Source organism: Agrococcus sp. ARC_14, from assembly GCF_022436485.1.
Classification (GTDB): Bacteria; Actinomycetota; Actinomycetes; order Actinomycetales; family Microbacteriaceae; genus Agrococcus.
The window spans coordinates 1,583,115-1,605,422 of the sequence record NZ_JAKUDO010000001.1; the positions used below are offsets into that span (position 1 = coordinate 1,583,115).

The 22,308-nt window shown below is 67.8% G+C and carries 24 protein-coding genes; 5 read left to right on the forward strand and 19 right to left on the reverse strand.

The features are described 5' to 3' along the window. Positions 1–10 precede the first annotated feature (10 nt). From MKD51_RS07820 to MKD51_RS07845, 6 genes are all read right to left on the reverse strand, one after another. Positions 11–328, reverse strand: coding sequence for a metal-sensitive transcriptional regulator (locus tag MKD51_RS07820; RefSeq protein ID WP_240239769.1), 318 nt, complete (start codon positions 326–328; stop codon positions 11–13). Continuing rightward, positions 325–2,292, reverse strand: coding sequence for a heavy metal translocating P-type ATPase (locus MKD51_RS07825; protein ID WP_240240873.1), 1,968 nt, complete (start codon positions 2,290–2,292; stop codon positions 325–327). Before MKD51_RS07825 ends, MKD51_RS07820 begins: the two co-directional genes overlap by 4 nt. 384 nt (positions 2,293–2,676) lie before the next feature. Continuing rightward, positions 2,677–2,961: a hypothetical protein gene (locus MKD51_RS07830; RefSeq protein WP_240239770.1), complete on the reverse strand. Its 285-nt coding sequence runs from the start codon at positions 2,959–2,961 to the stop codon at positions 2,677–2,679. Between the two features lie 11 nt (positions 2,962–2,972). Then, the gene (locus tag MKD51_RS07835; protein WP_346986699.1) at positions 2,973–5,300 is read right to left on the reverse strand and encodes a heavy metal translocating P-type ATPase; all 2,328 of its coding nucleotides are present in this window, start codon (positions 5,298–5,300) and stop codon (positions 2,973–2,975) included. 55 nt (positions 5,301–5,355) lie between these two features. After that, complete coding sequence (locus MKD51_RS07840; protein ID WP_240239771.1) at positions 5,356–6,336, reverse strand: heavy-metal-associated domain-containing protein; 981 nt, start codon at positions 6,334–6,336, stop codon at positions 5,356–5,358. After that, a complete protein-coding gene (locus MKD51_RS07845; protein ID WP_240239772.1) occupies positions 6,333–6,545 on the reverse strand; it encodes a heavy metal-associated domain-containing protein in 213 nt (70 codons plus the stop codon). The genes MKD51_RS07840 and MKD51_RS07845 overlap by 4 nt, the downstream gene beginning before the upstream one ends. A 107-nt stretch (positions 6,546–6,652) precedes the next feature. Between MKD51_RS07845 and MKD51_RS07850 the strand changes: the two genes are divergently transcribed. Further along, a complete protein-coding gene (locus MKD51_RS07850; protein WP_240240875.1) occupies positions 6,653–7,810 on the forward strand; it encodes an FAD-dependent oxidoreductase in 1,158 nt (385 codons plus the stop codon). Between the two features lie 23 nt (positions 7,811–7,833). Here MKD51_RS07850 and MKD51_RS07855 read toward each other — a convergent pair whose 3' ends face one another. From MKD51_RS07855 to MKD51_RS07875, 5 genes are all read right to left on the reverse strand, one after another. Next, entirely contained in the window at positions 7,834–8,691 is an 858-nt protein-coding gene (locus tag MKD51_RS07855) for a hypothetical protein (protein ID WP_240239773.1), read from the reverse strand. A 110-nt stretch (positions 8,692–8,801) separates the two neighbouring features. Continuing rightward, on the reverse strand, positions 8,802–9,416 hold the full coding sequence (locus tag MKD51_RS07860) for a DUF305 domain-containing protein (protein ID WP_240239774.1): 615 nt from the start codon (positions 9,414–9,416) through the stop codon (positions 8,802–8,804). A 77-nt stretch (positions 9,417–9,493) separates the two neighbouring features. Continuing rightward, on the reverse strand, positions 9,494–9,898 hold the full coding sequence (locus tag MKD51_RS07865) for a DUF6153 family protein (protein ID WP_240239775.1): 405 nt from the start codon (positions 9,896–9,898) through the stop codon (positions 9,494–9,496). A gap of 77 nt (positions 9,899–9,975) precedes the next feature. After that, the gene (locus MKD51_RS07870) at positions 9,976–10,596 is read right to left on the reverse strand and encodes a DUF305 domain-containing protein (protein ID WP_240239776.1); all 621 of its coding nucleotides are present in this window, start codon (positions 10,594–10,596) and stop codon (positions 9,976–9,978) included. A 32-nt stretch (positions 10,597–10,628) separates the two neighbouring features. Then, positions 10,629–11,039, reverse strand: a complete 411-nt coding sequence (locus tag MKD51_RS07875; protein WP_240239777.1) for a four-helix bundle copper-binding protein — start codon at positions 11,037–11,039, stop codon at positions 10,629–10,631. Between the two features lie 284 nt (positions 11,040–11,323). On the opposite strand from MKD51_RS07875, the gene MKD51_RS16330 reads away from it, so the two are divergent. After that, the gene (locus tag MKD51_RS16330) at positions 11,324–12,502 is read left to right on the forward strand and encodes a M23 family metallopeptidase (protein WP_240239778.1); all 1,179 of its coding nucleotides are present in this window, start codon (positions 11,324–11,326) and stop codon (positions 12,500–12,502) included. 82 nt (positions 12,503–12,584) lie between these two features. On the opposite strand, the gene MKD51_RS07885 is transcribed toward MKD51_RS16330, so the two are convergent. The 3 genes from MKD51_RS07885 to MKD51_RS07895 are packed head-to-tail and all read right to left on the reverse strand — an operon-like array spanning position 12,585 to position 14,470. Next, a complete protein-coding gene (locus tag MKD51_RS07885; protein WP_240239779.1) occupies positions 12,585–13,868 on the reverse strand; it encodes a M23 family metallopeptidase in 1,284 nt (427 codons plus the stop codon). Next, positions 13,865–14,155, reverse strand: coding sequence for a hypothetical protein (locus MKD51_RS07890; protein ID WP_240239780.1), 291 nt, complete (start codon positions 14,153–14,155; stop codon positions 13,865–13,867). Before MKD51_RS07890 ends, MKD51_RS07885 begins: the two co-directional genes overlap by 4 nt. A 9-nt stretch (positions 14,156–14,164) precedes the next feature. Further along, the gene (locus tag MKD51_RS07895) at positions 14,165–14,470 is read right to left on the reverse strand and encodes a hypothetical protein (protein ID WP_240239781.1); all 306 of its coding nucleotides are present in this window, start codon (positions 14,468–14,470) and stop codon (positions 14,165–14,167) included. A gap of 52 nt (positions 14,471–14,522) precedes the next feature. Between MKD51_RS07895 and MKD51_RS07900 the strand changes: the two genes are divergently transcribed. Then, positions 14,523–15,770, forward strand: a complete 1,248-nt coding sequence (locus MKD51_RS07900) for an IS256 family transposase (protein WP_240239782.1) — start codon at positions 14,523–14,525, stop codon at positions 15,768–15,770. Here MKD51_RS07900 and MKD51_RS07905 read toward each other — a convergent pair. From MKD51_RS07905 to MKD51_RS07920, 4 genes are all read right to left on the reverse strand, one after another. Continuing rightward, on the reverse strand, positions 15,706–16,239 hold the full coding sequence (locus MKD51_RS07905) for a TnsA-like heteromeric transposase endonuclease subunit (RefSeq protein WP_240239783.1): 534 nt from the start codon (positions 16,237–16,239) through the stop codon (positions 15,706–15,708). The two genes, MKD51_RS07900 and MKD51_RS07905, sit on opposite strands and share 65 nt — an antisense overlap. A 121-nt stretch (positions 16,240–16,360) precedes the next feature. Next, positions 16,361–17,443, reverse strand: a complete 1,083-nt coding sequence (locus MKD51_RS07910) for an IS30 family transposase (RefSeq protein ID WP_240239784.1) — start codon at positions 17,441–17,443, stop codon at positions 16,361–16,363. A gap of 63 nt (positions 17,444–17,506) precedes the next feature. Next, positions 17,507–18,514 carry a bile acid:sodium symporter gene (locus MKD51_RS07915; RefSeq protein WP_240239785.1) on the reverse strand — a complete coding sequence of 336 codons (1,008 nt, stop codon included), beginning with the start codon at positions 18,512–18,514 and terminating at the stop codon, positions 17,507–17,509. A gap of 153 nt (positions 18,515–18,667) precedes the next feature. Then, positions 18,668–19,057, reverse strand: a complete 390-nt coding sequence (locus MKD51_RS07920; RefSeq protein ID WP_240239786.1) for a heavy metal-responsive transcriptional regulator — start codon at positions 19,055–19,057, stop codon at positions 18,668–18,670. A gap of 93 nt (positions 19,058–19,150) precedes the next feature. Between MKD51_RS07920 and merA the strand changes: the two genes are divergently transcribed. Together merA and MKD51_RS07930 are read left to right on the forward strand one after the other, a co-directional pair. Continuing rightward, on the forward strand, positions 19,151–20,542 hold the full coding sequence (gene merA / locus MKD51_RS07925) for a mercury(II) reductase (protein ID WP_240239787.1): 1,392 nt from the start codon (positions 19,151–19,153) through the stop codon (positions 20,540–20,542). Between the two features lie 328 nt (positions 20,543–20,870). Beyond that, positions 20,871–21,644, forward strand: a complete 774-nt coding sequence (locus MKD51_RS07930; protein ID WP_240239788.1) for a hypothetical protein — start codon at positions 20,871–20,873, stop codon at positions 21,642–21,644. Between the two features lie 262 nt (positions 21,645–21,906). Here the strand turns inward: MKD51_RS07930 and MKD51_RS07935 are convergent, their stop codons facing one another. Beyond that, the gene (locus MKD51_RS07935) at positions 21,907–22,281 is read right to left on the reverse strand and encodes a sulfate permease (RefSeq protein ID WP_240239789.1); all 375 of its coding nucleotides are present in this window, start codon (positions 22,279–22,281) and stop codon (positions 21,907–21,909) included. Positions 22,282–22,308 lie beyond the last annotated feature (27 nt).

Sequence of the window (22,308 nt, forward strand, 5' to 3'; positions counted from 1 at the left end):
ATCGAGCGGTTCAGCGGATGAGTCGTCCGATGGCTTGCGATGCTTCGCGGATCTTCTCTTCGGCGACGTCGTCGCCGGCACGGGCGGCGTCGGCGACGCAGTGGCGCAGGTGGTCCTCGAGGAGCCCGACGGCGACGTTCTGCAGCGCGCCGGTGAGGGCGGAGATCTGGGTGAGGATGTCGATGCAGTACTGCTCTTGATCGACCATGCGGTGGATCCCGCGTGCCTGTCCCTCGATCCGCCGGAGTCGCGCGAGGTATCGGGCTTTGTCGGTGATGTAGCCGTGCTCGCTCTGATCGCAGGTGGTGGGAGTGGTGGTGTCCGTCATCGTGCTCTCCGGTCGGATGCGCTCATCGATTGGAGGATGGCTTGCGTGGTGGCGGCGGGTCGAAGGTCGAGGCGCCGCAGCAGCTGCGCGTTGAGCGCCACGACGATCGTGGAGAGCGACATCAGGACGGCGCCGACGGACATCGGCAGCACGAAGCCGATGGGTGCGAGCACGCCGGCTGCCAGCGGCACGGAGATGAGGTTGTAGCCGGCTGCCCACCAGAGGTTCTGCTTCATCTTGCGGTAGGCGGCGCGCGAGAGCTCCATCACCGACAGCACGGATCGCGGGTCGTCGCTGGCAAGGATCACTCCCGCGGATGCGATCGCGACATCGGTGCCGGCCCCGATCGCGAGCCCCACATCCGCCTGGGCCAGGGCCGGGGCGTCGTTCACGCCATCTCCGACCATCGCGACCTTCCGGCCCTCGCGCTGCAGTTCCTGCACCTTCGCGGCCTTGTCCTCGGGACGGACGCCGGCGAAGAAGCGGTCGATGCCCAGCTCTTCCGCGACCGAGCGTGCCACTGCCTCGGCATCGCCGGTGATCATGACGACCTGCACGTCGAGGGCGTGCAGCGCTTCGATCGCCTCGCGCGACTCCGTGCGGATCTCGTCGGCGAGCTTGAGCGCTCCGATGACCTGGCCGTCCTGGATCACGTGGAGGATGATCGCCCCATCGGAGCGCCATCGGTCGGCGGCACCGAGCTCCTCCGCGTGCTCCTCGGTCAGCAGGTGCGGTCCGCCGACGCGGACGGTCGCGCCGTCGACGGTCGCGGTGACGCCGACGGCAGGGGACGAGGAGAAGTCGCTGCTGCGCGGAACGGCCAGGTTCTTGGCGGCAGCCGCCCGGCCGATCGCCTTGGCGAGCGGGTGCTCGCTGTCGGTCTCCGCGGCCGCAGCCAGAGCAAGCACATCATCGGGCTCGTGCCCGTCGGTGACGGCGATGTCGGTCACGGTCGGCTCGCCCTTCGTGAGGGTGCCGGTCTTGTCGAACAGCACCGTGTCGACGGTGCGCATGCTCTCGAGCGCGAGGCGATCCTTGACGAGCACACCGCCGCGGGCGGCACGCTCGGTGGCGATGGAGACCACGAGCGGGATGGCCAGGCCGAGCGCGTGGGGGCACGCGATGACGAGCACGGTGATCGTGCGGACGACCGCCGCGTCGGGCAGGCCCACGAGCGACCAGACGATCGCGGTGATCGCTGCCGCGCCGAGCGCGAACCAGAACAGCCACCCTGCGGCGGTGTCGGCGAGGCGCTGCGCTCGGGAGGAGGAGTTCTGCGCATCCGTGACCAGCCGCTGGATGCCTGCGAGGGCGGTGTCGTCGCCGGTGGCGGTCACCTGGACACGCAGGCCGGAGTCGGTGGCGACGGTGCCGGCGGTGACGGATTCACCGATGGTGCGCGTGACCGTCTGCGACTCTCCCGTGACCATCGACTCGTCCATGGCTGCGCGTCCATCGACGATGCTGCCGTCAGCGGGCACGCTGCCGCCGGGACGGACGACGACGACATCTCCGACGGCGAGATCGGTAGGCGCGACGGTGACGATGCTGTCGCCGTCCACGCGCTCGGCCTCGTCCGGGAGGAGTGCCGCGAGCGAGTCCAGAGCGCTGGTGGTCTGCGCGAGCGAGCGCATCTCGATCCAGTGTCCGAGCAGCATGATCACGATCAGGAGCGCGAGCTCCCACCAGAAGTCGAGCTCGTGGTGCAGCAGTCCGAGGCTCGCTCCCCACGAGGCGATGAAGGCGACGGTGATCGCGAGGCCGATGAGCAGCATCATGCCGGGCTTGCGCGCGCGGATCTCGCTCACAGCGCCGGTCAGGAAGGGCTTGCCGCCCCACACGTACATCACCGTGCCGAGCACGGGGGAGACCCAGGCCAGCCCGGGGACGTCCGGCAGCGTGTAGCCGAGGATCATGGCGAACATGCTCGAGAGCGCGACGGTCGGGACTGCTAGGGCCAGCATGATCCAGAACAGGCGACGGAACTGCCCGACGTGATCGCCGTGACCGCCGTGTTCGCCATCTGCGCCATGGTCGTCGTGGCCCGCATGCGAAATGTGGCTTCCGCCATGGGAGTCGCTCGTGGCCGCACCGTCGGACGCCGCGGTCGCGTGACCCCCCATCCGATCGTGCGCACCCGTCGGCTGGAACTGATCGTGATGATGGTCTGCATGGTCGGACCCGTTGACCTCGGGTGCCTCCATCTGTGCGGCCGCGTGGTGCGCGTGGAGCTGGTCGGGATCCGTCGGGTCGGGTCGGTGCTCGTGCGGGTTGGTCATGGTCTCATCCTCTCGGGTGCGGGGAAGCCGTGCCGGACCTATCTGGAGATAAGCCCGACACGGTGCAGCTCAGGCCGCGGCGGCGTACTTCGCGGGGTCGGAGTCGAACAGGGGCCCGCAGGCGGCGCAGCACAGGTAGTAGCGCGTGCCCTCGTAGTCGCGGACGAGGCCCGCGGCCTCGGCGTCCGCCTTCAGGACCGTGCTGCCAGCCATCACCGGGCACTCGCTAATCTCGCCGGCGGCCGCGTCGTGCCCGTGGGCACCGGTGGCGCTGTGGCTGTGGCCGTGATCTTCGTGGTGGCCGGCGTGGTCGTGGTTGCCGTGGCTGTGGTCGTGACCGGTGGTGTCGGACATGGGGGTTCCTCTCAGTGATGGGTGTCGACTGCTGCCGACCGTGCCGCAGGCCGCGGCGCGGTCGTGGCGGTCGGTGCGGGGTCCACCGCCTCGCTCCTGAAGCTGCGAAGGCGGAGGCTGTTGCCGACGACGAAGACGCTGGAGAACGCCATTGCCGCGCCGGCGAGCATGGGGTTGAGCAGCCCGAGGGCGGCCAGCGGGATCGCGGCGACGTTGTAGGCGAAGGCCCAGAACAGGTTGCCCTTGATGGTGCCCAGCGTCTTCCGGGAGAGCCGGATCGCGTCGGCAGCGCTGCGCAGGTCGCCGCGGACGAGCGTGAGGTCGGAGGCTTCGATCGCGACATCGGTGCCGGTGCCCATCGCGAGACCCAGGTCGGCCTGGGCGAGGGCGGCGGCGTCGTTGACCCCATCGCCGACCATCGCGACGGCCTTCCCCTCGCGCTGCAGCCGGCTGATGACGTCGACCTTGTCCTGCGGCAGCACCTCGGCGATCACGTCGGCGATGCCGACCTCGGCGGCGATCTGCTCGGCCACGGTCTGGTTGTCGCCGGTGAGCAGCACCGGCGTGAGCCCCAGGCGCTTGAACTGCGCCACGGCGGCCGCGCTCGTGGGCTTGACCGTGTCGGCGACGACGAGCACGCCGCGCGCCTGACCGTCCCAGCCGACGGCGACCGCGGTCTTCCCCTGGCGCTCGGCCCCGGCCTTCGCCTTGGCGAGTTCGGCAGACAAGTGCAGGGACCAGTCGGCCAGCAGCGAGGCCCGGCCGACGATCACCGCGTGCCCGTCGACGACGCCCTGCACGCCCTTGCCCTCGATGTTCGTGAAGCCTTCCGGGGTCGGCAGTGTCCCGAACTCCTGCACCGCGGCCTTCGCGACGGCCTGGGCGATCGGGTGTTCGGAGGCGTCCTCCAGGGCGCCCGCGAGTCGCAGCAGCTCGGTCCGGTCGGTGCCGGCGGCGGTGTACACATCGGTGAGGGTCATCTTGCCCACGGTCACGGTGCCGGTTTTGTCGAGCACGATGGTGTCGATGCGGCGCGTGGACTCGAGCACCTCCGGCCCCTTGATGAGGATCCCCATCTGCGCACCGCGTCCCGTGCCCACGAGCAGCGCGGTGGGGGTCGCGAGGCCGAGCGCGCAGGGGCAGGCGATGATCAGCACGGCGACGGCCGCCGTGAACGCGGCCGCGGCTGGGAAGCCGGCGCCGAGCCAGGCGCCGAGCGTGCCCACCGCGATGGCGATCACAATCGGCACGAAAATGCCGGAGACCCTGTCGGCGAGGCGCTGCACGTCGGCCTTGCCGGACTGCGCGTCCTCCACGAGCTTCGCCATCTGGGCGAGCTGCGTGTCCGAGCCGACCCGCGTGGCGCGCACGACGATGTGGCCGCCCGCGTTGACGGTGGCTCCGGTGACGGTGTCGCCCGTTCCGACCTCGACGGGCACCGATTCGCCCGTGAGCATGGAAGCGTCTACCGCGGAGGTGCCGGAGACGACCGTGCCGTCGGTGGCGATCTTCTCGCCGGGCCGGACGACGAACTCGTCGTCGACGGCGAGATCTGTGGTCGGGATGCGCACCTCGACGCCGTCGCGGAGCACGGCGACGTCCTTCGCGCCCAGCTCGAGCAGCGCTCGCAGCGCCGCGCCAGCCTGCCGCTTGGATCGCTTCTCGAAGTAGCGGCCGGCCAGGATGAACATCGTCACCCCGGCGCCGACCTCCAGGTAGATGTTTGCGGCGCCGTCACTGGGGGCGACGGTGAGCTCGAACGGGTGCGTCATACCGGGGACGCCAGCGGTGCCGAAGAACAGCGCGAACAGCGACCACAGCAGCGCCGCGCTGGTTCCCATCGAGATGAGCGTGTCCATCGTCGCGGCACCGTGCCGCAGATTCGTCCAGGCCGCCTTGTGGAACGGCCACGCGCCCCACACGATCACCGGCGCGGCGAGCGCGAGCGAGAGCCACTGCCAGTAGGTGAACTGCAGCACCGGCACCATCGCCATGGCGATCACTGGGACGGTGAGCACGACGGAGCCGATCAGTCGGTGCCGCAGGCTCACCAGTTCTGCATCCGGAGCCTCGCCGTCGTCGTCCACCGTCGAGGACTGTTCCAGGGCGGGGAGTGCTGCGGTGTATCCGGTCTTCTCCACCTCCGCGATCAGCACCGCCGGGTCGAAGTCCGCGGGTGCCAAAACCTTGGCCTTCTCCGTCGCATAGTTCACGGTCGCGCTGACGCCGTCGAGCTTGTTCAGCTTCTTCTCGATCCGCATCGCGCACGAGGCGCACGTCATCCCGCCGATCTCCAGCTCCACGCTGGAAGCCGCAGCTGCCGGCTGCAAGTCAGTCAAAATCGTCTCCTCGTCGGTGCTCCGGGCGCTGTGCGCGTCCGGGGCTCGCTACTGGTCAGTGTCCGTCGTGCTCAGCGTCGCCGTCAGTGCCCGCCGGCTCATCAGGGGTGCCCGCGCTGCCCGTCGGGGGGATCGCGTCGAGCACGAACTGCGCGGTGTGCACCATTCCGTCGACCTGGAAGTCGAAATACAGCAGATATCGGCCGGCGGTCGGGGCCTCGGCCGTGAACGTCACGTCGGGGCCGGCCAGATCGCCGGGCTGCGGCTCGTCGCCGTGCGCATGCACATGCAGATAGGCGAGATCGCCCTGGCGAAGCGCGACCAGATGCCCGAAGGCGCCGAGGTACGGCTCGAGATCGGTGATTGGGTCCCCGTCCCGAGCCACCTCGACGGTCAGCTCGCTCGCGCCACCCGCCGTCAACTCGCCGCTGATCGTGACGTCGAAGCTGTCTACGTCGTCGCGAAGCCTCACGTCGGTCGCCGGCTGTGGCTCGACCGTGCCGACCACGTCGATCATGCGGGAGAGAGTGATGCTCGTGGCGTCTGTGGTCGTGAAGTCGGCGTAGACCCGGTAGCTGCCGGCGGCCTCCCAGGTCCACGGCAGCGACCACGTGCCGTTCGCGGGATCGAGCTCCGGGTGCACGTGACGGTACCCGGTGCCGTCGGTGCGGACCGTGATCAGATGCAGGTCCTTCCCGTGGGCGGTCTCGAATGCGGTCACCGGTGCGCCGTCGCCATCGAGGATCTGGAACGAGAGCGGGCTCGTCTCACCCGGCTGCGCGGGGGCGTCGATCGGTCCGATCATGAAGCCTGATTGGGCGATGGTGACTCCGGTCACGTCGATCTCCTGCTCTTCCTGCGTGGTTGCCGGTGGTGCTGTCGTGCTGGTGGCCGGATCGCTGTGGGCGCCTCGGTCGTCCTGCGACCAGGCGGCGACGGTGGCGTCTGGCACGACGGCGGCGGCGATGGCGAAGGCTCCGCCGAAGGCGAGCACGAGTCCAGCACCGTAGATGCCCAATCGGGCGGCGGTGTTCATCGGAGCGGCGCAGCCTCATAGCCGGCTTCATCGACTGCGGCGAGGATCGCTGCGTCGTCGATCGGCTGCGAGCCCGTGATCACGAGCCGGCCGGTCTGCGCGCTCACCTGGACGTTCTCGACCCCCGCGATCTGCTCGACTTCGCTGCGGATCGCGACCTCGCAGTGGCCGCAGCTCATGCCGGTGACCTGGAACTCGGAGCTGCTCATGGTGTCTTCCTCTCACTTAACAGGATACCCCTGGGGGGTATCGATTGAGACGACGATATACCCAGCAGGGGTATGCGCGTCAAGAGGAGGAGCTGAGCGCCATGTCGATGCTCGAGCCGGACGTCTTGATCGTCGGAGCAGGAGCCGCTGGGCACGCAGCGGCGGCCGCGCTGCGCGCAGCAGGGTTCACCGGCTCCGTGCGGATCGTGCATGACGAGCCGCATCCGCCGTACAGCCGAACCTTGGTCGACAAGGCGATCCTGCCCGGCCTGCTCACCGTCGAACAGGCGGCGCTCAAGGATCTGACGCCGCTCGGCGTCGAGCTCGTGCACGGGCGCGCGCTCACCATTGACGCGGATCGGCACGTCGTCCGCCTGCAGGACGGCCGGGCGCTGCCCTACAGCACCCTGCTGCTGGCGATGGGCAGCACGCCAAGGGCGCTTCCCGGCGGTGCTGGTCCCGGCGTCTTCTCGCTGCATCGCGCGGAAGACGCTCTGCGGATCCGCGACCACCTCGGGGACGATCCAACCGGGCGCACCGTGACGGTGCTCGGCGCTGGCCTGGTGGGGTCTGAGGTCGCGAGCTACTTCGCAGCGGCAGGCGCCGAGCTGCAATTGGTCGCGCAATCGGACGTGCCGCTCGCGCGCGTGCTCGGGCGCCCGATCGCGACGCGGCTTCGAGACCTGCACGCCGCGCACGTCGACGCCCACTTCGGGCGAGCCGTGACCGTACTGCTGCCGTCTGCTTCGCGTCTAGGCGTGAGGCTCGACGACGGCAGCGAGCTGCGCTCGGATCTGGTGATCGTGGCGCAGGGGACCGTGCCGGATACGTCATGGGCGTCCGGGGACGCCGAAGGGGTGAGGGTCGATGACCGCCTGCGGGCGGGCACGATCCCCGGTGCGTACGCGGCCGGCGCAGCAGCAGCGCACACGACCCCGGACGGCTCATGGCACCGCATCGACCACTGGGACGATGCCATGGCCCAGGGCGCGCACGCCGCGCGCACCATCCTGCACGACCTCGGTGAAGGCGAGGACCCGGGACCGTACCGCGCGGCCTCCGGTTTCAGCTTGAACGTCTACGGGACTTCGATCATGGGGGTCGGCACCGTGTCACCAAATGCGGTCGTCGGCACGGACCGCTCGCGTGACGGCAGCATCGTCACGACCTTCCGTGACGGCGACGGGTGCGTGACGGGGGCGGTCGGACTCTCGGCGGCCCGCGAGATCCTCGCCATCAAGGCCGAGCTCGCGGGCCACCGATGACGCGATCCTGATGGCGGCAGGTGTCAGGAGATGAGCGGCTCCCAGCTCTGGCCGAGGTCGCTGGTGCGCTGCAGCCCTGCTTCCGTCGCGACGATCACCTCGCCGCTCGGGAGGAGCGTCAGCGCGTGGATCTGCCCTGGGGTCGTGCCTACTGGGGTCCACGGCGTTCCACGCTCAGACCGCCACAGCGTGCCGTCGAGATCGACACCGATGACGGTGTCCTCGGCATTGGCGAGCAGCACGAGTGGTGGGGCGCCCTCGACCGCCTGGAAACTCTCGCCCGCGTCGGTGCTGACGCTGAGACCGTCGAAGCTCGTCATCAGCAGCCCATCGCTGGTGGCGAGCAGCTCGTAGGGATCCGCTGCCGCGCCTTCGCGCCACGACGCGCCCATGTCGTCGCTGATGAGGATCTGGCCCGCGTGCGCGCCGACGACCGTGCCCGCAGCCGAATCGTAGGTGAGCGCGTGGAAGTCGGCTGCGCCCTCGAGCGATACGGACTCCCAGGTCTCACCCGTGTCGGAGCTTTGGATCAGACCGAGATTCGGCCCCTGCAGGTGCTGCACCCCGGACGCCCCGGGGTGGCCGGAGGCGAGCAGGCCGTCGTCTGCACGGGTCAGGCCCATGAGGTCGATGACGTGCTCGCCCACCGGGCCTTCCACGTCGCCGGACTCGAGGTCGACGCTGAAGAGGCCGTTGTGGGTGCCGACGAGCAATGACTGCCCGTCATCGCTCGGCATGAGCTTGTGGATGTGGTTGTCCGTCGTGAGCGATTCTGCGGTCGCGCCAGCGGGCGCGCACGCCGTGGCAGTGAGCAGGATCGTGGCCGAGAGCGCAGAGGCCGCGGCGATGCGCCGGAGGCGCGGTGATCGATGGAGTTGCATGGACCGTTCTTCTCGATTCGGTTGAGGAAGGGGGCGTGGGGGGCACCGGCGGCAAGACAGCGCGAGGACGACCGGCGGGGGCGACAGCGGCTGCCGCCCCCGCCACGCCGTCACAGTTCGTCGAGCAGTGCCTCCATCTCGGCGATCTCCGACGACTGGTCGTTGATGATGCGCTCGGCCAGCTCGACAGCGTCGGCGTTCTCGCCCGAGGCGACCTCAGCCTCCGCCATCGCCACGGCGCCGTCGTGGTGCATGATCATCTGCTCCACGAACAGCCTCGATGCCTCAGGTCCCGGTGCCTCCTCGAGCAGTTCCATGTCGGATTCCGACATCATGCCGCCGCCCGTGCCGGATCCATGGTCCATTCCTTCCATATCGCCGGGGGTCTCGCCCCAGGCTTCGAGCATGGCGTTCATGCGCTCGATCTCCGGCTGCTGCGCCTCTCGGATGCGTTCGGCGAGGTCGGCGACGCGCTCGTCGACGTCGGATTTGGCCAGCAGCGTGTCGGACATCTCGATGGCCTGTTGGTGGTGGGCGATCATGTTCATCGCGAACATCACGTCGTCCTGGTTGAAGTCCGTCGCCCCCGCGCTGCCAGCGCTGTTCTCCGTGGGGCTGCTCGATGTCGAGGGGCTCGTGGCGGGCTCGGACGCGGCGGCGCAGCCGGTGAGGACGAGGGCGATCGTGAGCGCGCTCGCTGCGAGCGCGCGCTTGGGTGCATGCATGGTGTTCTTCTCTCTGTCAGTAAGGATTTGTGGGGTTGGCGAGATGCGGCTGCATGGGTGCGGCCGCATCGGCTCCATCAAGTCCGGCTGATCGAGAGCGCGATGAGCGAAGGGGTGGGGGTGGACCGTGCGAAGAGCGGGAAGGAGCGCGCCGGTGGAGCGCTGGTTCGCACGAACCATCGCACTGGGGAGGCGGGCAGCAGCAGCGTGAGCGCCAGCAGTGCCAGCACGCAGCTCGCGGCCATCAACCCGAACTCCTCGCAACCGGTCTCGCCGCAGTGTGCCGGGGCCGGTGCGTGATCTTCTCCCATCGCATGGGAGATCGCCGGGGCAGGGGCGGCATCGTGCGCGGCATGGGTGCCTCCGCCCAACACGTGCATGCCGAGCAGGCCAACCAGCACGCCAGCCACGGCCAGCAGCAGTGCGAGCAGGATCCGTGCACGGGGAACGGCGTCAGCCGGTCTGCTGCTGAGCGCGCGCATGGATGCCCCCGATCCCACTTGACAAGCCTACCGCCGGCGCAGCCGGTCGAATCGGGTGTGCCGGCGGGGTGGCGTGGTCAGAGGTTCTGCAGCATGTCCTCCATCTGCGCGATCTCGGCCTCCTGCGCGTCGATGATCTGCTGGGCAAGCTGCAGCGCCTCCGGGTTCTCACCGCTATCGAGCTGCTCTTGAGCCATCTCGACTGCGCCCTGGTGGTGGGTGATCATCTGCTCCAGGTAGAGCTGGGCCGCCTCGGTTCCCTGCGCCTCTTCAAGGGCGGCCATGGCCGCTTCGCTCATCATGCCGCCCATGCCGGATCCGTGATCCATGCCTTCCATGTCGCCGGGCTCTTCGCCCCAGGCTTCGAGCATGGCGTTCATGCGCTCGATCTCCGGACCCTGCGCGTCGATGACCTGCTGGGCGAAGTCGGCCACTTCGGTCGGGATGTCGTCCTTGGCCAGCAGCATCTCGCTCATCTCCACCGCCTGCTGGTGGTGCGGTGTCATCATCTGCGCAAACATCACGTCTTGCTCGTTGTGCTCACTGGAGATCGAACTAGACTCGCCAGCCGTCGTCGAGGGCTCGACGCTCGCGCGCTCCCCCGGGGTTTCAGCTGGTTGTTCGCTGCCGTTCGCGCATCCCGCGAGGGCGAATGCGGAGGCCAGCGCGAGTGCGGTCAGGACGGTGGGCCTGCGCATGGTACGTCATTCCGTGTAGGTGCGATGCGAGTTCAACGCAGTGTGGCGAGCAGGTCGGCGCACGCGCGCTCGCACCGTCGGCACGCTTCCGCGCACACGCGGCAGTGCTCGTGCATCTGCGCGTGCTGCTCACACTCTTCCGCGCACGCCCTGCATGCCGTCTGACACGCTTCCAAGACGGCGCGAGTGATGTTCGCGTCGTAGCCGGTGTGGCGCGAGAGGATGCGCCCGGTCGTCTCGCAGATGTCTGCGCAGTCGAGGTTGGTGCGGATGCACTTGGTGAGCTCGGCGACCATGTCCTCCGACAGGCAGGCATCGGCGCACGCGGTGCACGTCTGCGCGCACTCGAAGCACGCCTCGATGCACGCCGCAAGCGCCTGCTTGTCGATTCCCCCGAGATCCTTGGGGTAGGTGTCGAGCATGGACTCCACGTGGTGGCTCATGATTCTCTCCTTCGATCGTCGGGGCTCTGTACCCCATCGAAGCCACTGTGACCGTGATTGTCACCCCCTCGGTTTGCGGTCGGGTTCGCAACCGGATAGCAGTGAGGTTCTCGCCGATGATGTATGGAATCCATGAGTGGCGCGGCGGCGACGTTGACCAGGCCGTTACCAATCCGTTATATTCGGTGGGTTCGCGTTTTGGGCGCGATCCGTTGCGAGTCGCTGCATGGCAAGGCCGATGCCCTCGTGGACGCCTGTTCAAAGAGTCTGAGGATCTATCTAGCGTGACGCAGCCCACATCTCCTGCACGGGAGAAGAGCGAGGCTCTTCCGTCGATCGTCACAGCGCAGCCGGCAACTCGGCGCGTCCTTCGCGAGCAGGAACGGGCCGCCGAAGCGATCGCGCGTACCGGCGCTGAAGCTCGCGCATCTGCGCGAGTGACGGTCCTTCATGGCGCCCCATCGCTGTACTCGAGCCGCCGCGCCATGCGCGAGGCCGCGATTCAGGTCGCCCGGGAATTGACGGTCTCGAAGGCTGCGACTGGTACGGCAAGCAGCATCACGATTGCGAACCCGGCGCTGGGCGTCGACAACGCGCCTTCGACATCCGGGGCGCGCCGTGCACAGAGACCGCTCACGCCGCGCATCATCCGGCAACCAGTGACCACGGCACCGCCGGCGCGTGCCGAGCGACGCGTCCGCAAGCTCGCGCGGAAGATCACTGCAGGCAGTGCGCTGGTGTTTATCGGATCGTTTGTTGCCGTCACCTCGCTACCCGCGCAGGCAATGCAGGCGCCAAGCACCCTCGCCCCGGAGGTGGCCTTGATCGAGCCGAGCTCACAGGAGCTCGATCAAGTCGCCGCAGACAGCGACACATTCTTCGCACGCGACGAGATCGTCGTCACCGACCCGCTTGCTGCAGCGAGCATGACGGATGCCGAGTTCGCCAGCTACCAGGCAGTTGCGGACTCAGAAGTGCCAGGTTCGTCGTACGGGGGCGATCCGGCGTTTCCCCGTGCCTGGGAAGCGCTGAACACCGACTATGTGCAGAGCCCGTTCCCCAGCTTGGCGCAGTTGAGGATCACGAGTCCGTTCGGATACCGCCCCGGTGGATCGCACGGCGGGACGGATATTGCCCTCGGCCTCGGCACGCAGATCCGGCCGATTGCGAACGGTGTCGTCTCCGAGGTGTGGCAGGGGAACAATCCCGGTGGTGGCGGGTACGTCGTCTTCGTCGACCACAACATCAATGGACAGTTCGTGCAGTCCTGGTACGCGCACATGCTGCCCGGTTCGATCCAGGTCGAGGTAGGCCAGGTCGTGGACATCACGACAGTCATTGGCCAGGTGGGCAGTTCCGGCCGTTCGACGGGTCCGCATCTGCACCTCGAACTGAAGAACAGCAATTACGTGTCCTTCGATCCGATGCTGTGGCTGCAGACGCGCGAGATGAACCTCGAGTAGTACGAGTAGTTGGAGCTAGCAACACCCGGAGGCCACGGCAGTGTCCTGGGAGGCCGCGGCCCGACCGGCACCACGATGCCCGTCAGCGCAGGTACACGCCTCGTGCGTTCAGGAACGATTCGGGATTCACAAGCGTGCCTCCGACGCGGAGTTGGAAGTGCAAGTGGCAGCCGGTCACGTAGCCGGTTCTGCCCTCGTATGCGACGACCTGACCGGCTTGTACGCGCTGGCCGGGTGCCACGCTGGCGGGCTGCATCATGTGGTAATACTCGGTTCTGACGCCGCCGCCGTGATCGATGTACAGCATGTTCGCGCCATAGGTGTCACGTGAACGCAGCGTGACGACGCCGTCAGCGGCGGCGTAGATCGGCGCGCCACAGCCGGCCGCGATATCGACACCGGCATGCAACTTCCGGCCGAGCCGGCCGAGCGGATCGTTGCGCATGCCGTAAGCGGAGGTGAAGCGGCCATAGAGCGGCGTCTGCCAGCCGCTGCTCGGGTTCGGCGCGACCGGGACCGCAGCGCCGCCACCGCTGCCGCCGGATTCGCGGGCGGCAGCGGCCAGTCTGCGCTGCTCCTCGAGCGCGCGCTGGTGAGCCGCCTCGCGCTCCCGCGCCTCGCGCTCCCGCCGAAGCCGCTCCTGCTCTGCCAGCCATGCACGGTGCGCCTGGCCCGCCTGGTAGTCCTCCTCGGTCGCAGCCCGGTTCTCGATCAGCACCGCGAGCTGTGCGTCGAGTTCGGCGCGGTGCTCCTGCTGCGTGACGACCGCCTCTTGTGCGGCGATCGCGGAAGCCTGCGCGGTCGCGTAGGCCTCGTCGGCCGCGACTTTCATCTCGTGCAGCGCGTCGCGGGCGACCGCTGCTTGATCTTGTAGCGCCTGTGCAGCGTTCGCGTCCTGCTGCGCCTGCTGGTAGAGAGTGTCGGCGGTACCTGCGACGCGATCCATCATGTCGAGCTGGTGCAGCCAGTCGTCGGCTGAGCCGGGATTGGCGAACAGCTCGGCACTCATGTCGCCGGTGCCGCCAGAGCGTGCGATCTGTGCGGCGAGCTGGCCGGCCGCCAGCTGCGACTCCTCGGCGCTCGCCGAGGCCTCGTCCGCCTGCTGCTGGAGCCGCTCGGCCGCTGCGACGGCCTCGTCATAGACGCGCTGCACCTCGATTGCCTCCGCCGCGCGCTGATCGGCGAGCGACTGCGCGTTGTCGGCGTCGCTCTCGAGCTGTGAGATGAGCGCGCGGATCTCGCTGATCTGCTGGTCCTTCGCGTTCACGTTGCTCCGGGCGGCCTCGACCTCTGCCCAGGTGGGGAAGCCGTACTCGTCGACGGCCTCTGCCTGTGGCGCGCCCGGGGCGATCAGAGTCGCGATCAAGGCACCGATTGCGACCGTGGCCGCGGCACCGAACTGGAGGCTGCGCCAGCGCGAGCGTGCTCGACCGGCTCGGGCGGCCGGGTCGGGCTGGGCCATGGTCTTCCCGTCTCGCAGCTTTGGCCGCTGCATCGTCCACCGTCTTCCCCGGTCATCGACCCGGTCACGACACGATCGAGCAAACGGTACCAACGTTCGTGCTTCACTACGCGATGAACCGCCACGCGGTCGAGCTCGCCCTCGAACCACATCTCCGATCCCGGCATGATCTCGATCGAGCGGGTGTCCATGTTGTGCTCCTAACTTGCCCAGACGGCCGTCTCGTCGCTGAGGGTGCTTGCGAGTTCGAGTTGCAAGCTTCCGTGCCAGACGAGCCGGAGCAGGTCCTGGTAAGTTGCCGAGGTCTGATGCAAGAGCTGGCCGAGCGGGATCGGGGTTGCCGCCATCCAGCGGATCTTCTCGGTCAGCGTTCGCGGCGATAGCGGGCGCCTCCGGGCGGCCTGCAGCCACTCGATGTTGCGGATGACGACGGGGTCAGTTGAGTCCCGCATAGTGGTGTAGCGCAGGGTGGCCGGGCTCGTCGCTATCGACGTGAGCGCGGTCACCGTGTGATCCTTCGAGGAATCTCCTACAACCCACTCGAATGGAGTCATCACGATGACCGCTCCTCATATTGTCGACCCTGCCGGCGTGCTGGCAGAAGCCCTGACCGACGCGTCGCCGGATCTGATGCGCTCGCTGTTGCAGACGATGATCAACGCGTTGCTGTCTGCCGACGCCGACGCGGTCGTCGGCGCCGAATGGGGCCAGCCCAGCTCCGACCGCACGACGCATCGCAACGGCTACCGGCACCGCCCGCTCGACACGCGCGTCGGCACGGTCGATGTCGCGATCCCGAAGTTGCGGGCCGGCACCTACTTCCCCGACTGGCTCCTCGAGCGGCGCAAGCGTGCCGAGACCGCGCTGATCACCGTCGTCGCCGACTGCTACCTCGCCGGCGTCTCCACCCGGCGGATGGACAAGCTGGTGAAGACGCTCGGCATCCACTCGCTGTCGAAGTCGCAGGTCTCGCGCATGGCGGCCGATCTCGACGAGCACGTCGAGCAGTTCCGGCACCGGCCGCTGGATGAGGCGGGCCCGTTCACGTTCGTCGCCGCCGACGCGCTCACGATGAAGGTCCGCGAAGGCGGGCGCGTGATCAATGCCGTCGTGCTGGTCGCTACCGGCGTCAACGCCGACGGGCGCCGCGAGGTGCTCGGCATGCGCGTGGCCACCAGCGAGACCGGGCCGGCCTGGAACAGCTTCTTCGCCGACCTTGTCGCCCGCGGCCTGACCGGCGTGCGACTGGTCACCTCCGACGCCCACCAGGGCCTGGTGGAGGCGATCGCCGCGAACCTCCCAGGGGCCAGCTGGCAGCGCTGCAGAACGCACTACGCGGTGAACCTCATGTCCGTCACTCCCAAGAACCTCTGGCCAGCCGTGAAGGCGATGCTGCACTCCGTCGACGATCAGCCAGACCGAGACGCCGTCCACGCTCAGTTCGATCGACTGCTCGACTACGTCGACGGGAAGCTGCCCGACGCGTTCGAGCACCTCGACGCGGCGCGCGCCGACATCCTCGCCTTCGCGCAGTTCCCCGAAGGCCTCTGGCAGCAGATCTGGTCGAACAACCCGAACGAGCGCCTGAACCGCGAGATCCGTCGCCGCACCGACTCCGTCGGCATCTTCCCAAACCGCGACGCCATCACCCGCCTGGTCGGCGCGGTCCTGGCGGAGCAGACCGACGAATGGGCCGAAGGGCGCCGCTACCTCGGCCTCGAGATGCTCGCCAAGAGCCGCCTCACACTCGTGGCCGACACCGGAAGCGAGGTGACCACCGAACCCGCCCTCCAGCTCTCCGCCTAACCAGCCAGAACGAAGGACACCGCGACACCACTACCGGGGACTTGACCACGGGGTCCGCGCCGCTCCACACTTGGTAGTCGAGTCCACGCGCTGAGCACAGCTTCGCGGTCCACCGGAGAACGTACGCGACCTCGGGCTTGACGGCGAACCGGGCGGGCTCCAAATCGACCACCAGCGGACAGTCGTCGGCGCGGACGATGAGGAAGTCGGGAACGTGCCGGCGCATACGCGAGCCGTCTGCGCCGAGCAGTTGCATCGGCTGCGCGGCGATGCGCTGCGTAGCCGGATCGATGTCGGCGACCAAGAGCCTTGCGAGTTCCAGTCGACTCTCGTAGACGACGTGATCGCGGTTCTTGAAGGACCAGTAGAGCCCGGAATAGTGCCGCTGCCGCGCGTAGGACCGGACGATCGACTCGTCGTCCTCGGTGAGGTAGCGAACCTCGGCTTCAAGCAGCTGGTCGCCGCTCATACATCCAGGACGCGCTGCGCCACGAAACTGAGAAGCTGCGACACGGCTGCGCCACGAAATTGAGAATGCGCCACCGAAATTGAGAATCTACAGTTGCTGTAGGTTCTCGCTGTCGGCAAAGTCAACTGGTCGGTGCAACGCTCGGGGTTGTTGCTGCTCGTTCGAGTAGCTTGTTCAGCGCTTGCGCTGGGGTTTGCAGTTCGAGCGTGGGCCGGGGCCGGCGGTTGAGGGTGTCCTGGACGCGTTGCAGTCCGGCGGCGTCCCAGGTCCGCAGGTCGCTGCCCTTCTCGAACCAGTGGCGCAGCAGCCGGTTGGTGTTCTCGTTCGTGCCGCGCTGCCAGGGCGAGTGCGGGTCGGCGAAGAACACCTTCGTGGACAGGTCGAGCTGGATGCGCTCGTAGGCGGCGAGCTCGCTGCCGCGGTCCCAGGTGATCGAGCGCCGCAGGTGCGCCGGCAGCTTCCCCATCTGCTTGATCATCTCGGCCGCGACCTCGTCGGCGGTATGCGTCTGGGGCAAGTGCAGCAGGATCGTGAACCGCGTCCTTCGTTCCACGAGCGTGCCGATCGCGGACGATCCCGAGCCGATGATCAGGTCGCCCTCCCAATGCCCAGGCACGGCCCGATCGGCAGCCTCTGGTGGCCGCTCGCTGATCTTCAACGCGTCCCGATAGAGCCGTTGCCGCGGCTCCAGCGAGCCTCGCGGCTTGCGCTTGGCGCGCTTCGTCGAGAGCTGTTTCGCCAGGTCCTTGCGCAACTGCCCGCGCGTTTGCACGTAGAGCGCCTGGTAGATCGTCTCGTGGCTCACCCGCATAGTCTCGTCGTCCGGGAACTCGATCGCGAGCATCGCCGCCATCAGCCGCGGCGACCAACCATCGTCCATCCACGCCTCGATCTGCCGGCAGAGCTCCGGATGCTCGAGCAGCGTGAACGGCTTCGGGCTGCGACGGCGCTGGTGCGCCCGCGCGTGCGCGAGCGTCGCGTAGTAGTTGCCATCGTCGCTACGGCAGCGGAAGAGGTGAAGCTGATGCGCCGCTGGATCGAGCCGTTTCGACGATCGTTCCCGGATGTCCACATGGAGATCCTGACGGTCGTGGTCGAGGGCGAGAAGGTCGCGGCCCACTTCCGCTGCTCGGGCACACACCTTGGCCCATGGCGAGATCACGAGCCAAGTGGCGTCCGCTTCGAAAACGTTGATGAGCTTCACTTCTTCCGAGTCACCGGAGGCCGCCTGCACAGCGTGGTGAGCGTCGAGGACAACCAGAGCTGGCTAACCCAGCTCCGACTCTGAATGGCCCCTAGCCGGCAACTGGTCCTTCTGCGACGGTGCGATCCTCGGCACCAGTCGAACAAACACGACCATGCCGACAAGCTCGACCAGCGTCTGCGTGACGACCGCCAGCGGTGCGAGCGCAAGCTCGGCCGGTAGCGCGAGCGCGAGCGGGAGGACGACGAGGGAGTTGCGCGTCGCGCCGCTGAAGATCACTGCCCGAGTCTCCGGAGCTCTGAGTCGTGCGATACGCGAAGCCGCGAGGCCGAGGAAGAGCATCACGACCAGGAATGCAACGTACAGCGGCACCACTCGGAGCAGAGCGAGTGCTTGACCGCCGACGGCGGCGATCTGGGAACCGATGACAACCGCCAGAGTGAGCATCATGAGCGGCACCGTTGCCGCGGCCATGCCGTGCTCGACCGAGCGTCCAGCACGGTGCCGCCGAGCGACGGCTTGCACCATCGCGGCTGCTGCGAGCGGGATCAGGATGATGACGACGAACGCCTCGATGAATGGACGGATCTCAAGGTGCGCCACCGCCTCGCCGCCGGCGAATAGCCATAGGTACGCGGGAAGGAGCAGGATTTGCAGCAGCATCAACAGCGGCGTCGCCGCGAGCAGTCGCGCCGTCGCCCCGCCGGCGAGCCCCGTGAAGACGATCACGTAGTCGACGCATGGAGTGAGCAGCACCAGCAGCACACCGATGAGCAGCGCCCGGTCATCCACGACGAACCGGGACAGACCGAACACCACGATCGGCACCAGCAGGAGGTTGACGACGAGCACAGTGCCGAGGAATCGTAGGTCCTTGAAGGACCGTCCGACCTCTATGAGCGGTACCGCGAGGAACGTGGCGAACAACAGAACCGCCAGCGCCGGGTTCGTCGCGACCGTCAACATCGGCGCCGACGCCGGCACGAGAACTCCCAACGCCCCGCCGAAGATGATTGCGGCTACGTACAGCACGACCTGGTGTTTGTCCCACCAATCTGCGATCTGCTGCATCCTTCAAGCCTAGAGACCCCGCTCTGGACCTCAACGGTTGCTGCAGCATGTGCATCAAAGACAAGCCGATGTCAGAAGCCGGGTCGCTATTGCAAATGCGTCACGACTGCTGTGGGTGGTTCTAGACCGCCGCGGGCTATGGTCTCGAGCGGCTCACAGGTAGCGGCATACGTCTTCGGACTGGCATTCGGAGGGCTTGGCTTGTGCGGCGTCGTCTCGGAGGTGGGTGACGTTGGCGCGGAGCGCTTGTAGGTCGGCGATCTGCCGGTCGAGGGCAGTGAGGCGGAGGTCGAGGAGCTCCTTGACGTGGTGGCACGGGGCGGTCCCCGCGTCTCGAATATCGAGCACCTCGCGGATCTGAGTAAGCGTGAGTCCGGCGGCGCGCCCTCGCCGGATGAAGTCCAGCCTGGCGATGGCCTCCTGGCCGTAGCTGCGGTATCCGCTGACGGTTCGTTCGGCGGGCGGAAGCAGTCCGCTGTCCTCGTAGAACCGCAGGGTCGTGGTGGTCGTGCCAGTGGCCGCGGCGAGTTCACCGATTCGCATGGCGGTCTCCGCTCTCGCTACTTGACCTTCTACTGCACTGGAAGGTCCATGGTGGGTGATGGATGGGCGAATACCAAACCGGAGGAGATTGAGATGAGCGCGGAGTACGACATTGACCTGGCCGTAATCGGGTCGGGAGGAGCCGCGATGGCAGCAGGTATCGCGGCCCGCAAGGCGGGTGCCGAGGTCGTACTGATCGAGCGCGGCGCTCTGGGCGGGACCTGTGTGAATGTCGGCTGTGTTCCGTCCAAGACCCTGCTGGCCGCTGCCGGAACCCGGCACAGTGCGCTAACCAACCCGTTCGACGGCGTTCCCACCTTCGCCGACGGCGTGGACCTGGACGCGCTGGTGGCGCAGAAAGTTGAGTTGATCGACCGACTCAAGCAGCACAAGTACACCGCGGTCGCTGAGGCGTGGGGGTTCCCGCTGATCTCCGGTGAGGCGCGATTCACCGACAAGGACACGGTGGAGGTCGACGGGAAGCCGCTGCGGGCACGGTCCTACGTGATCGCGACCGGTTCGCAGCCCACGGTGCGCGGTATCGACGGGATCGAGGACGTGGAGTACTTGACGTCGACTACTGCGATGGAATTGACCGAGGTGCCCGAGTCACTGGTGATCATCGGTGGCGGCTTTGTCGGGATGGAGCAGGCCCAGCTGTTCGCTCACCTCGGCGCTCGCGTGACTGTGATCGGGCGCCTGGCGCCGCACGCGGAGCCGGAGTTGCGCGAGGTCATGGCCGGTGTGTTCGGCGATGACGGTATCGCCGTGATCGCCGAACACGCGACCGGCGTCGAGACCGCCGAGGAAGGCGGCGTCAGAGTGATCACCGCGTCCGGGAACCAGGTGACTGCGGAGCGACTGTTGCTGGCGACCGGCCGGCACGCCGACACCCTCGCGTTGGATCTCCCGGCAGCCGGAGTCGACACCGACGCCCGGGGCTTCGTCGTGATCGACGAACACCAGGCCACGTCCAACCCGCGGGTGTATGCAGCGGGCGACGTTGCGGGCACGCCGCAGTACGTGTACGTCGCCGCCGCCTCTGGACGGGTCGCCGCCGTCAACGCACTCGCCGACGGTGGGACCAAGCCTGAGACGGTGGACTACACGGGCCTGCCGGCGGTGATGTTCACCCGCCCACAGTTGGCCTCGGCAGGGCTCACTGAAAAAGAAGCGCTTGAGCAAGGCCTCCCGTGTACCTGCCGCCTCTTGGCGTTGGAGGACGTGCCGAGAGCACTGGTGAACCGCGACACTCGCGGCGCGTTGAAACTGGTCGCCGACGCCAGCACCGGCAGGGTCCTAGGCGTCCACGCGGTCGCCGACGGAGCGGGCGAGATCATGCTCGCCGCCACTTACGCGATCAAGGCCGAGATGACCGTCGACGACCTCGCCGACACCTGGGCTCCCTACTTGACTATGGCCGAGAGCCTGCGGATCGCCGCCGGGCTGTTCCGCAACGAACTACCCACCTCCTGCTGTGCCTGACCCGACCCGGGCAGCCCGGCCGTACCGCATGCTCGGCATCGGGCAGTGCCGACTTCACCAGCACGCGCCTCCAATTCTGGTTGGTGCACTATTTGCATCAACCAGGAGCGGCGCCCGTCGGCCGGCGTCCGACCCTGCGCGGAAAACGCCCGGTCAGGAGCGGGTTTTGATGGGATTTGTTTGCTGACTTGGGCCTCAGGGAGAGTGGGGCCGGAGCTAGAGAAGGGGTCCAGCGGCGCCGACTGCAGCGGCGCGCAGCCCACCCGACTGCTTCGAGCTCCTCCGGTCGATCTCCGATACGTTGACAGCGACCGGGTGAGGAGATGTCATGGGCGGAGGCGCTGCACTGTACGGGGATGACAACTGGGTGCTCACCCGAATCGTGCGTCTGCGCGATGAAGGGGCCGACATCATCTCCAGCACCGTCGGCCACCCTGACATGTCAGCAGAGGAGCGCGCGGAGGTCAACCGTACCGTCCACCGCCTCGCGGACGGGGCGCTGGTGGACCTCGACGAAATGTTCGGCGGCGCGTGGCGAGCAACGCTCACGGCGCTAGGGCTCGCGCATTACGCTGCGGTTCAGCAGAAGCGAGGGTCGCGGCTCGAGAAGCGGCGCCACTACCGGCTCGCATACCTGACTTGGATCTACGAGCACGATGAGGGCTCAATGCTGCAGGCCGATGACTTCCTCGCCTCCGGCGCTCTCTGGTTCGGCGAGCCGGTGGCTGAGGAGGATCTACACGAGGCGGGTAGATGGCTGAAAGAGCAGGGCTACGTCGACGGCCCTGGAGTGGGGGGAGGTCGCCCGGACCCGCTTCGCGTGAAGATCACTCCCCGGGGCTCTCAGGCGATCGAGCACGAGCTGCCGCTCGGCGCGCCCGACCCGGCGCCGAGCGCGACGCATACCTACTCGATCGGCACGATAAACGGGCCAGCGGCGATCGCGCAGGGCTCGACCAACGTCACTCGGTGGGGACTGGCGCGAACTCGCGCAGGCTATGGCCGTCGTGATCGAGTCGTTGCAAGCGTCGCTTCCGGATGCGGCCCGCGAGGAGTTCGCGAAGCACGCGGAGACGCTGCGCGGGGAGGCGGCTCGCAGTGATGGCGACGAAAGCAAGACGCGAACGGTACTCACGAAGATTGCGGAGTCCGCGGCGAGTGGCGGCGCCGGCGCCGCCGCGACCGCTCTAGCCACGTTCGCGGCTGCCGCGATGGGCTTGCCGATCGGGTGAATAGCTCGACGACTTCGTCGTGGTCGCCGGCGGCCAGGCCGTCCTCGTGCTCATCGCCGACGGCGCACCATTCGCCGGCGTCGGCATCGCCTGCTAGCTCGGCGTCAGCGGTTGAACGCCACTGACTCGGCCTCAGCGGCCGCTTCGGGTGAGTTCAAACAGAGACACCTCGTCATGCACCTGGCGCTCGCGATGCCGCCTTGCCTGGCGTTCACGGGCACGAGCCTTCACGAGCATCGCGAGGCTCACCGAGCCGATGGCCACCATCTTTAGAGCGTTCCAAATCCCGATCAAAACGACGAGATGCAGCCATCCTGGTCCACCGTTCTCGATGAGCGCGGTGGACCAGGAGGCGACGAGCAAGTAGGGAACGGCCAGGAGCATGGCGGGCAAGGCCCACTTCAGTCCTCTCCTGGAGCGGATCAGGTCGAGCACGATGTTGCTCGGCATGTATCGGCGCAGGTAGTAGCGGACCTCTGCGCTGGCGGTCCACAATAGGCGGATCATGATGGGCTCCTCTCAACACGCGAGTAC

What these genes read in the sequence shown, in the direction of transcription:
- MKD51_RS07900 (WP_240239782.1), top strand. Translation starts at nt 14,523, where the DNA reads ATGACCGCTCCTCATATTGTCGACCCTGCCGGCGTGCTGGCAGAAGCC.
- MKD51_RS07935 (WP_240239789.1), bottom strand. Translation starts at nt 22,281, where the DNA reads ATGATCCGCCTATTGTGGACCGCCAGCGCAGAGGTCCGCTACTACCTG.
- MKD51_RS07840 (WP_240239771.1), bottom strand. Translation starts at nt 6,336, where the DNA reads ATGAACACCGCCGCCCGATTGGGCATCTACGGTGCTGGACTCGTGCTC.
- MKD51_RS07890 (WP_240239780.1), bottom strand. Translation starts at nt 14,155, where the DNA reads ATGGACACCCGCTCGATCGAGATCATGCCGGGATCGGAGATGTGGTTC.
- MKD51_RS07860 (WP_240239774.1), bottom strand. Translation starts at nt 9,416, where the DNA reads ATGCATGCACCCAAGCGCGCGCTCGCAGCGAGCGCGCTCACGATCGCC.
- MKD51_RS07845 (WP_240239772.1), bottom strand. Translation starts at nt 6,545, where the DNA reads ATGAGCAGCTCCGAGTTCCAGGTCACCGGCATGAGCTGCGGCCACTGC.
- MKD51_RS07865 (WP_240239775.1), bottom strand. Translation starts at nt 9,898, where the DNA reads ATGCGCGCGCTCAGCAGCAGACCGGCTGACGCCGTTCCCCGTGCACGG.
- MKD51_RS07875 (WP_240239777.1), bottom strand. Translation starts at nt 11,039, where the DNA reads ATGAGCCACCACGTGGAGTCCATGCTCGACACCTACCCCAAGGATCTC.
- MKD51_RS07820 (WP_240239769.1), bottom strand. Translation starts at nt 328, where the DNA reads ATGACGGACACCACCACTCCCACCACCTGCGATCAGAGCGAGCACGGC.
- MKD51_RS07830 (WP_240239770.1), bottom strand. Translation starts at nt 2,961, where the DNA reads ATGTCCGACACCACCGGTCACGACCACAGCCACGGCAACCACGACCAC.
- MKD51_RS07850 (WP_240240875.1), top strand. Translation starts at nt 6,653, where the DNA reads ATGCTCGAGCCGGACGTCTTGATCGTCGGAGCAGGAGCCGCTGGGCAC.
- MKD51_RS07920 (WP_240239786.1), bottom strand. Translation starts at nt 19,057, where the DNA reads ATGCGAATCGGTGAACTCGCCGCGGCCACTGGCACGACCACCACGACC.
- MKD51_RS07930 (WP_240239788.1), top strand. Translation starts at nt 20,871, where the DNA reads ATGGGCGGAGGCGCTGCACTGTACGGGGATGACAACTGGGTGCTCACC.
- MKD51_RS07825 (WP_240240873.1), bottom strand. Translation starts at nt 2,292, where the DNA reads ATGCTGGCCCTAGCAGTCCCGACCGTCGCGCTCTCGAGCATGTTCGCC.
- MKD51_RS07905 (WP_240239783.1), bottom strand. Translation starts at nt 16,239, where the DNA reads ATGAGCGGCGACCAGCTGCTTGAAGCCGAGGTTCGCTACCTCACCGAG.
- MKD51_RS07870 (WP_240239776.1), bottom strand. Translation starts at nt 10,596, where the DNA reads ATGCGCAGGCCCACCGTCCTGACCGCACTCGCGCTGGCCTCCGCATTC.
- MKD51_RS07855 (WP_240239773.1), bottom strand. Translation starts at nt 8,691, where the DNA reads ATGCAACTCCATCGATCACCGCGCCTCCGGCGCATCGCCGCGGCCTCT.
- MKD51_RS07915 (WP_240239785.1), bottom strand. Translation starts at nt 18,514, where the DNA reads ATGCAGCAGATCGCAGATTGGTGGGACAAACACCAGGTCGTGCTGTAC.
- merA (WP_240239787.1), top strand. Translation starts at nt 19,151, where the DNA reads ATGAGCGCGGAGTACGACATTGACCTGGCCGTAATCGGGTCGGGAGGA.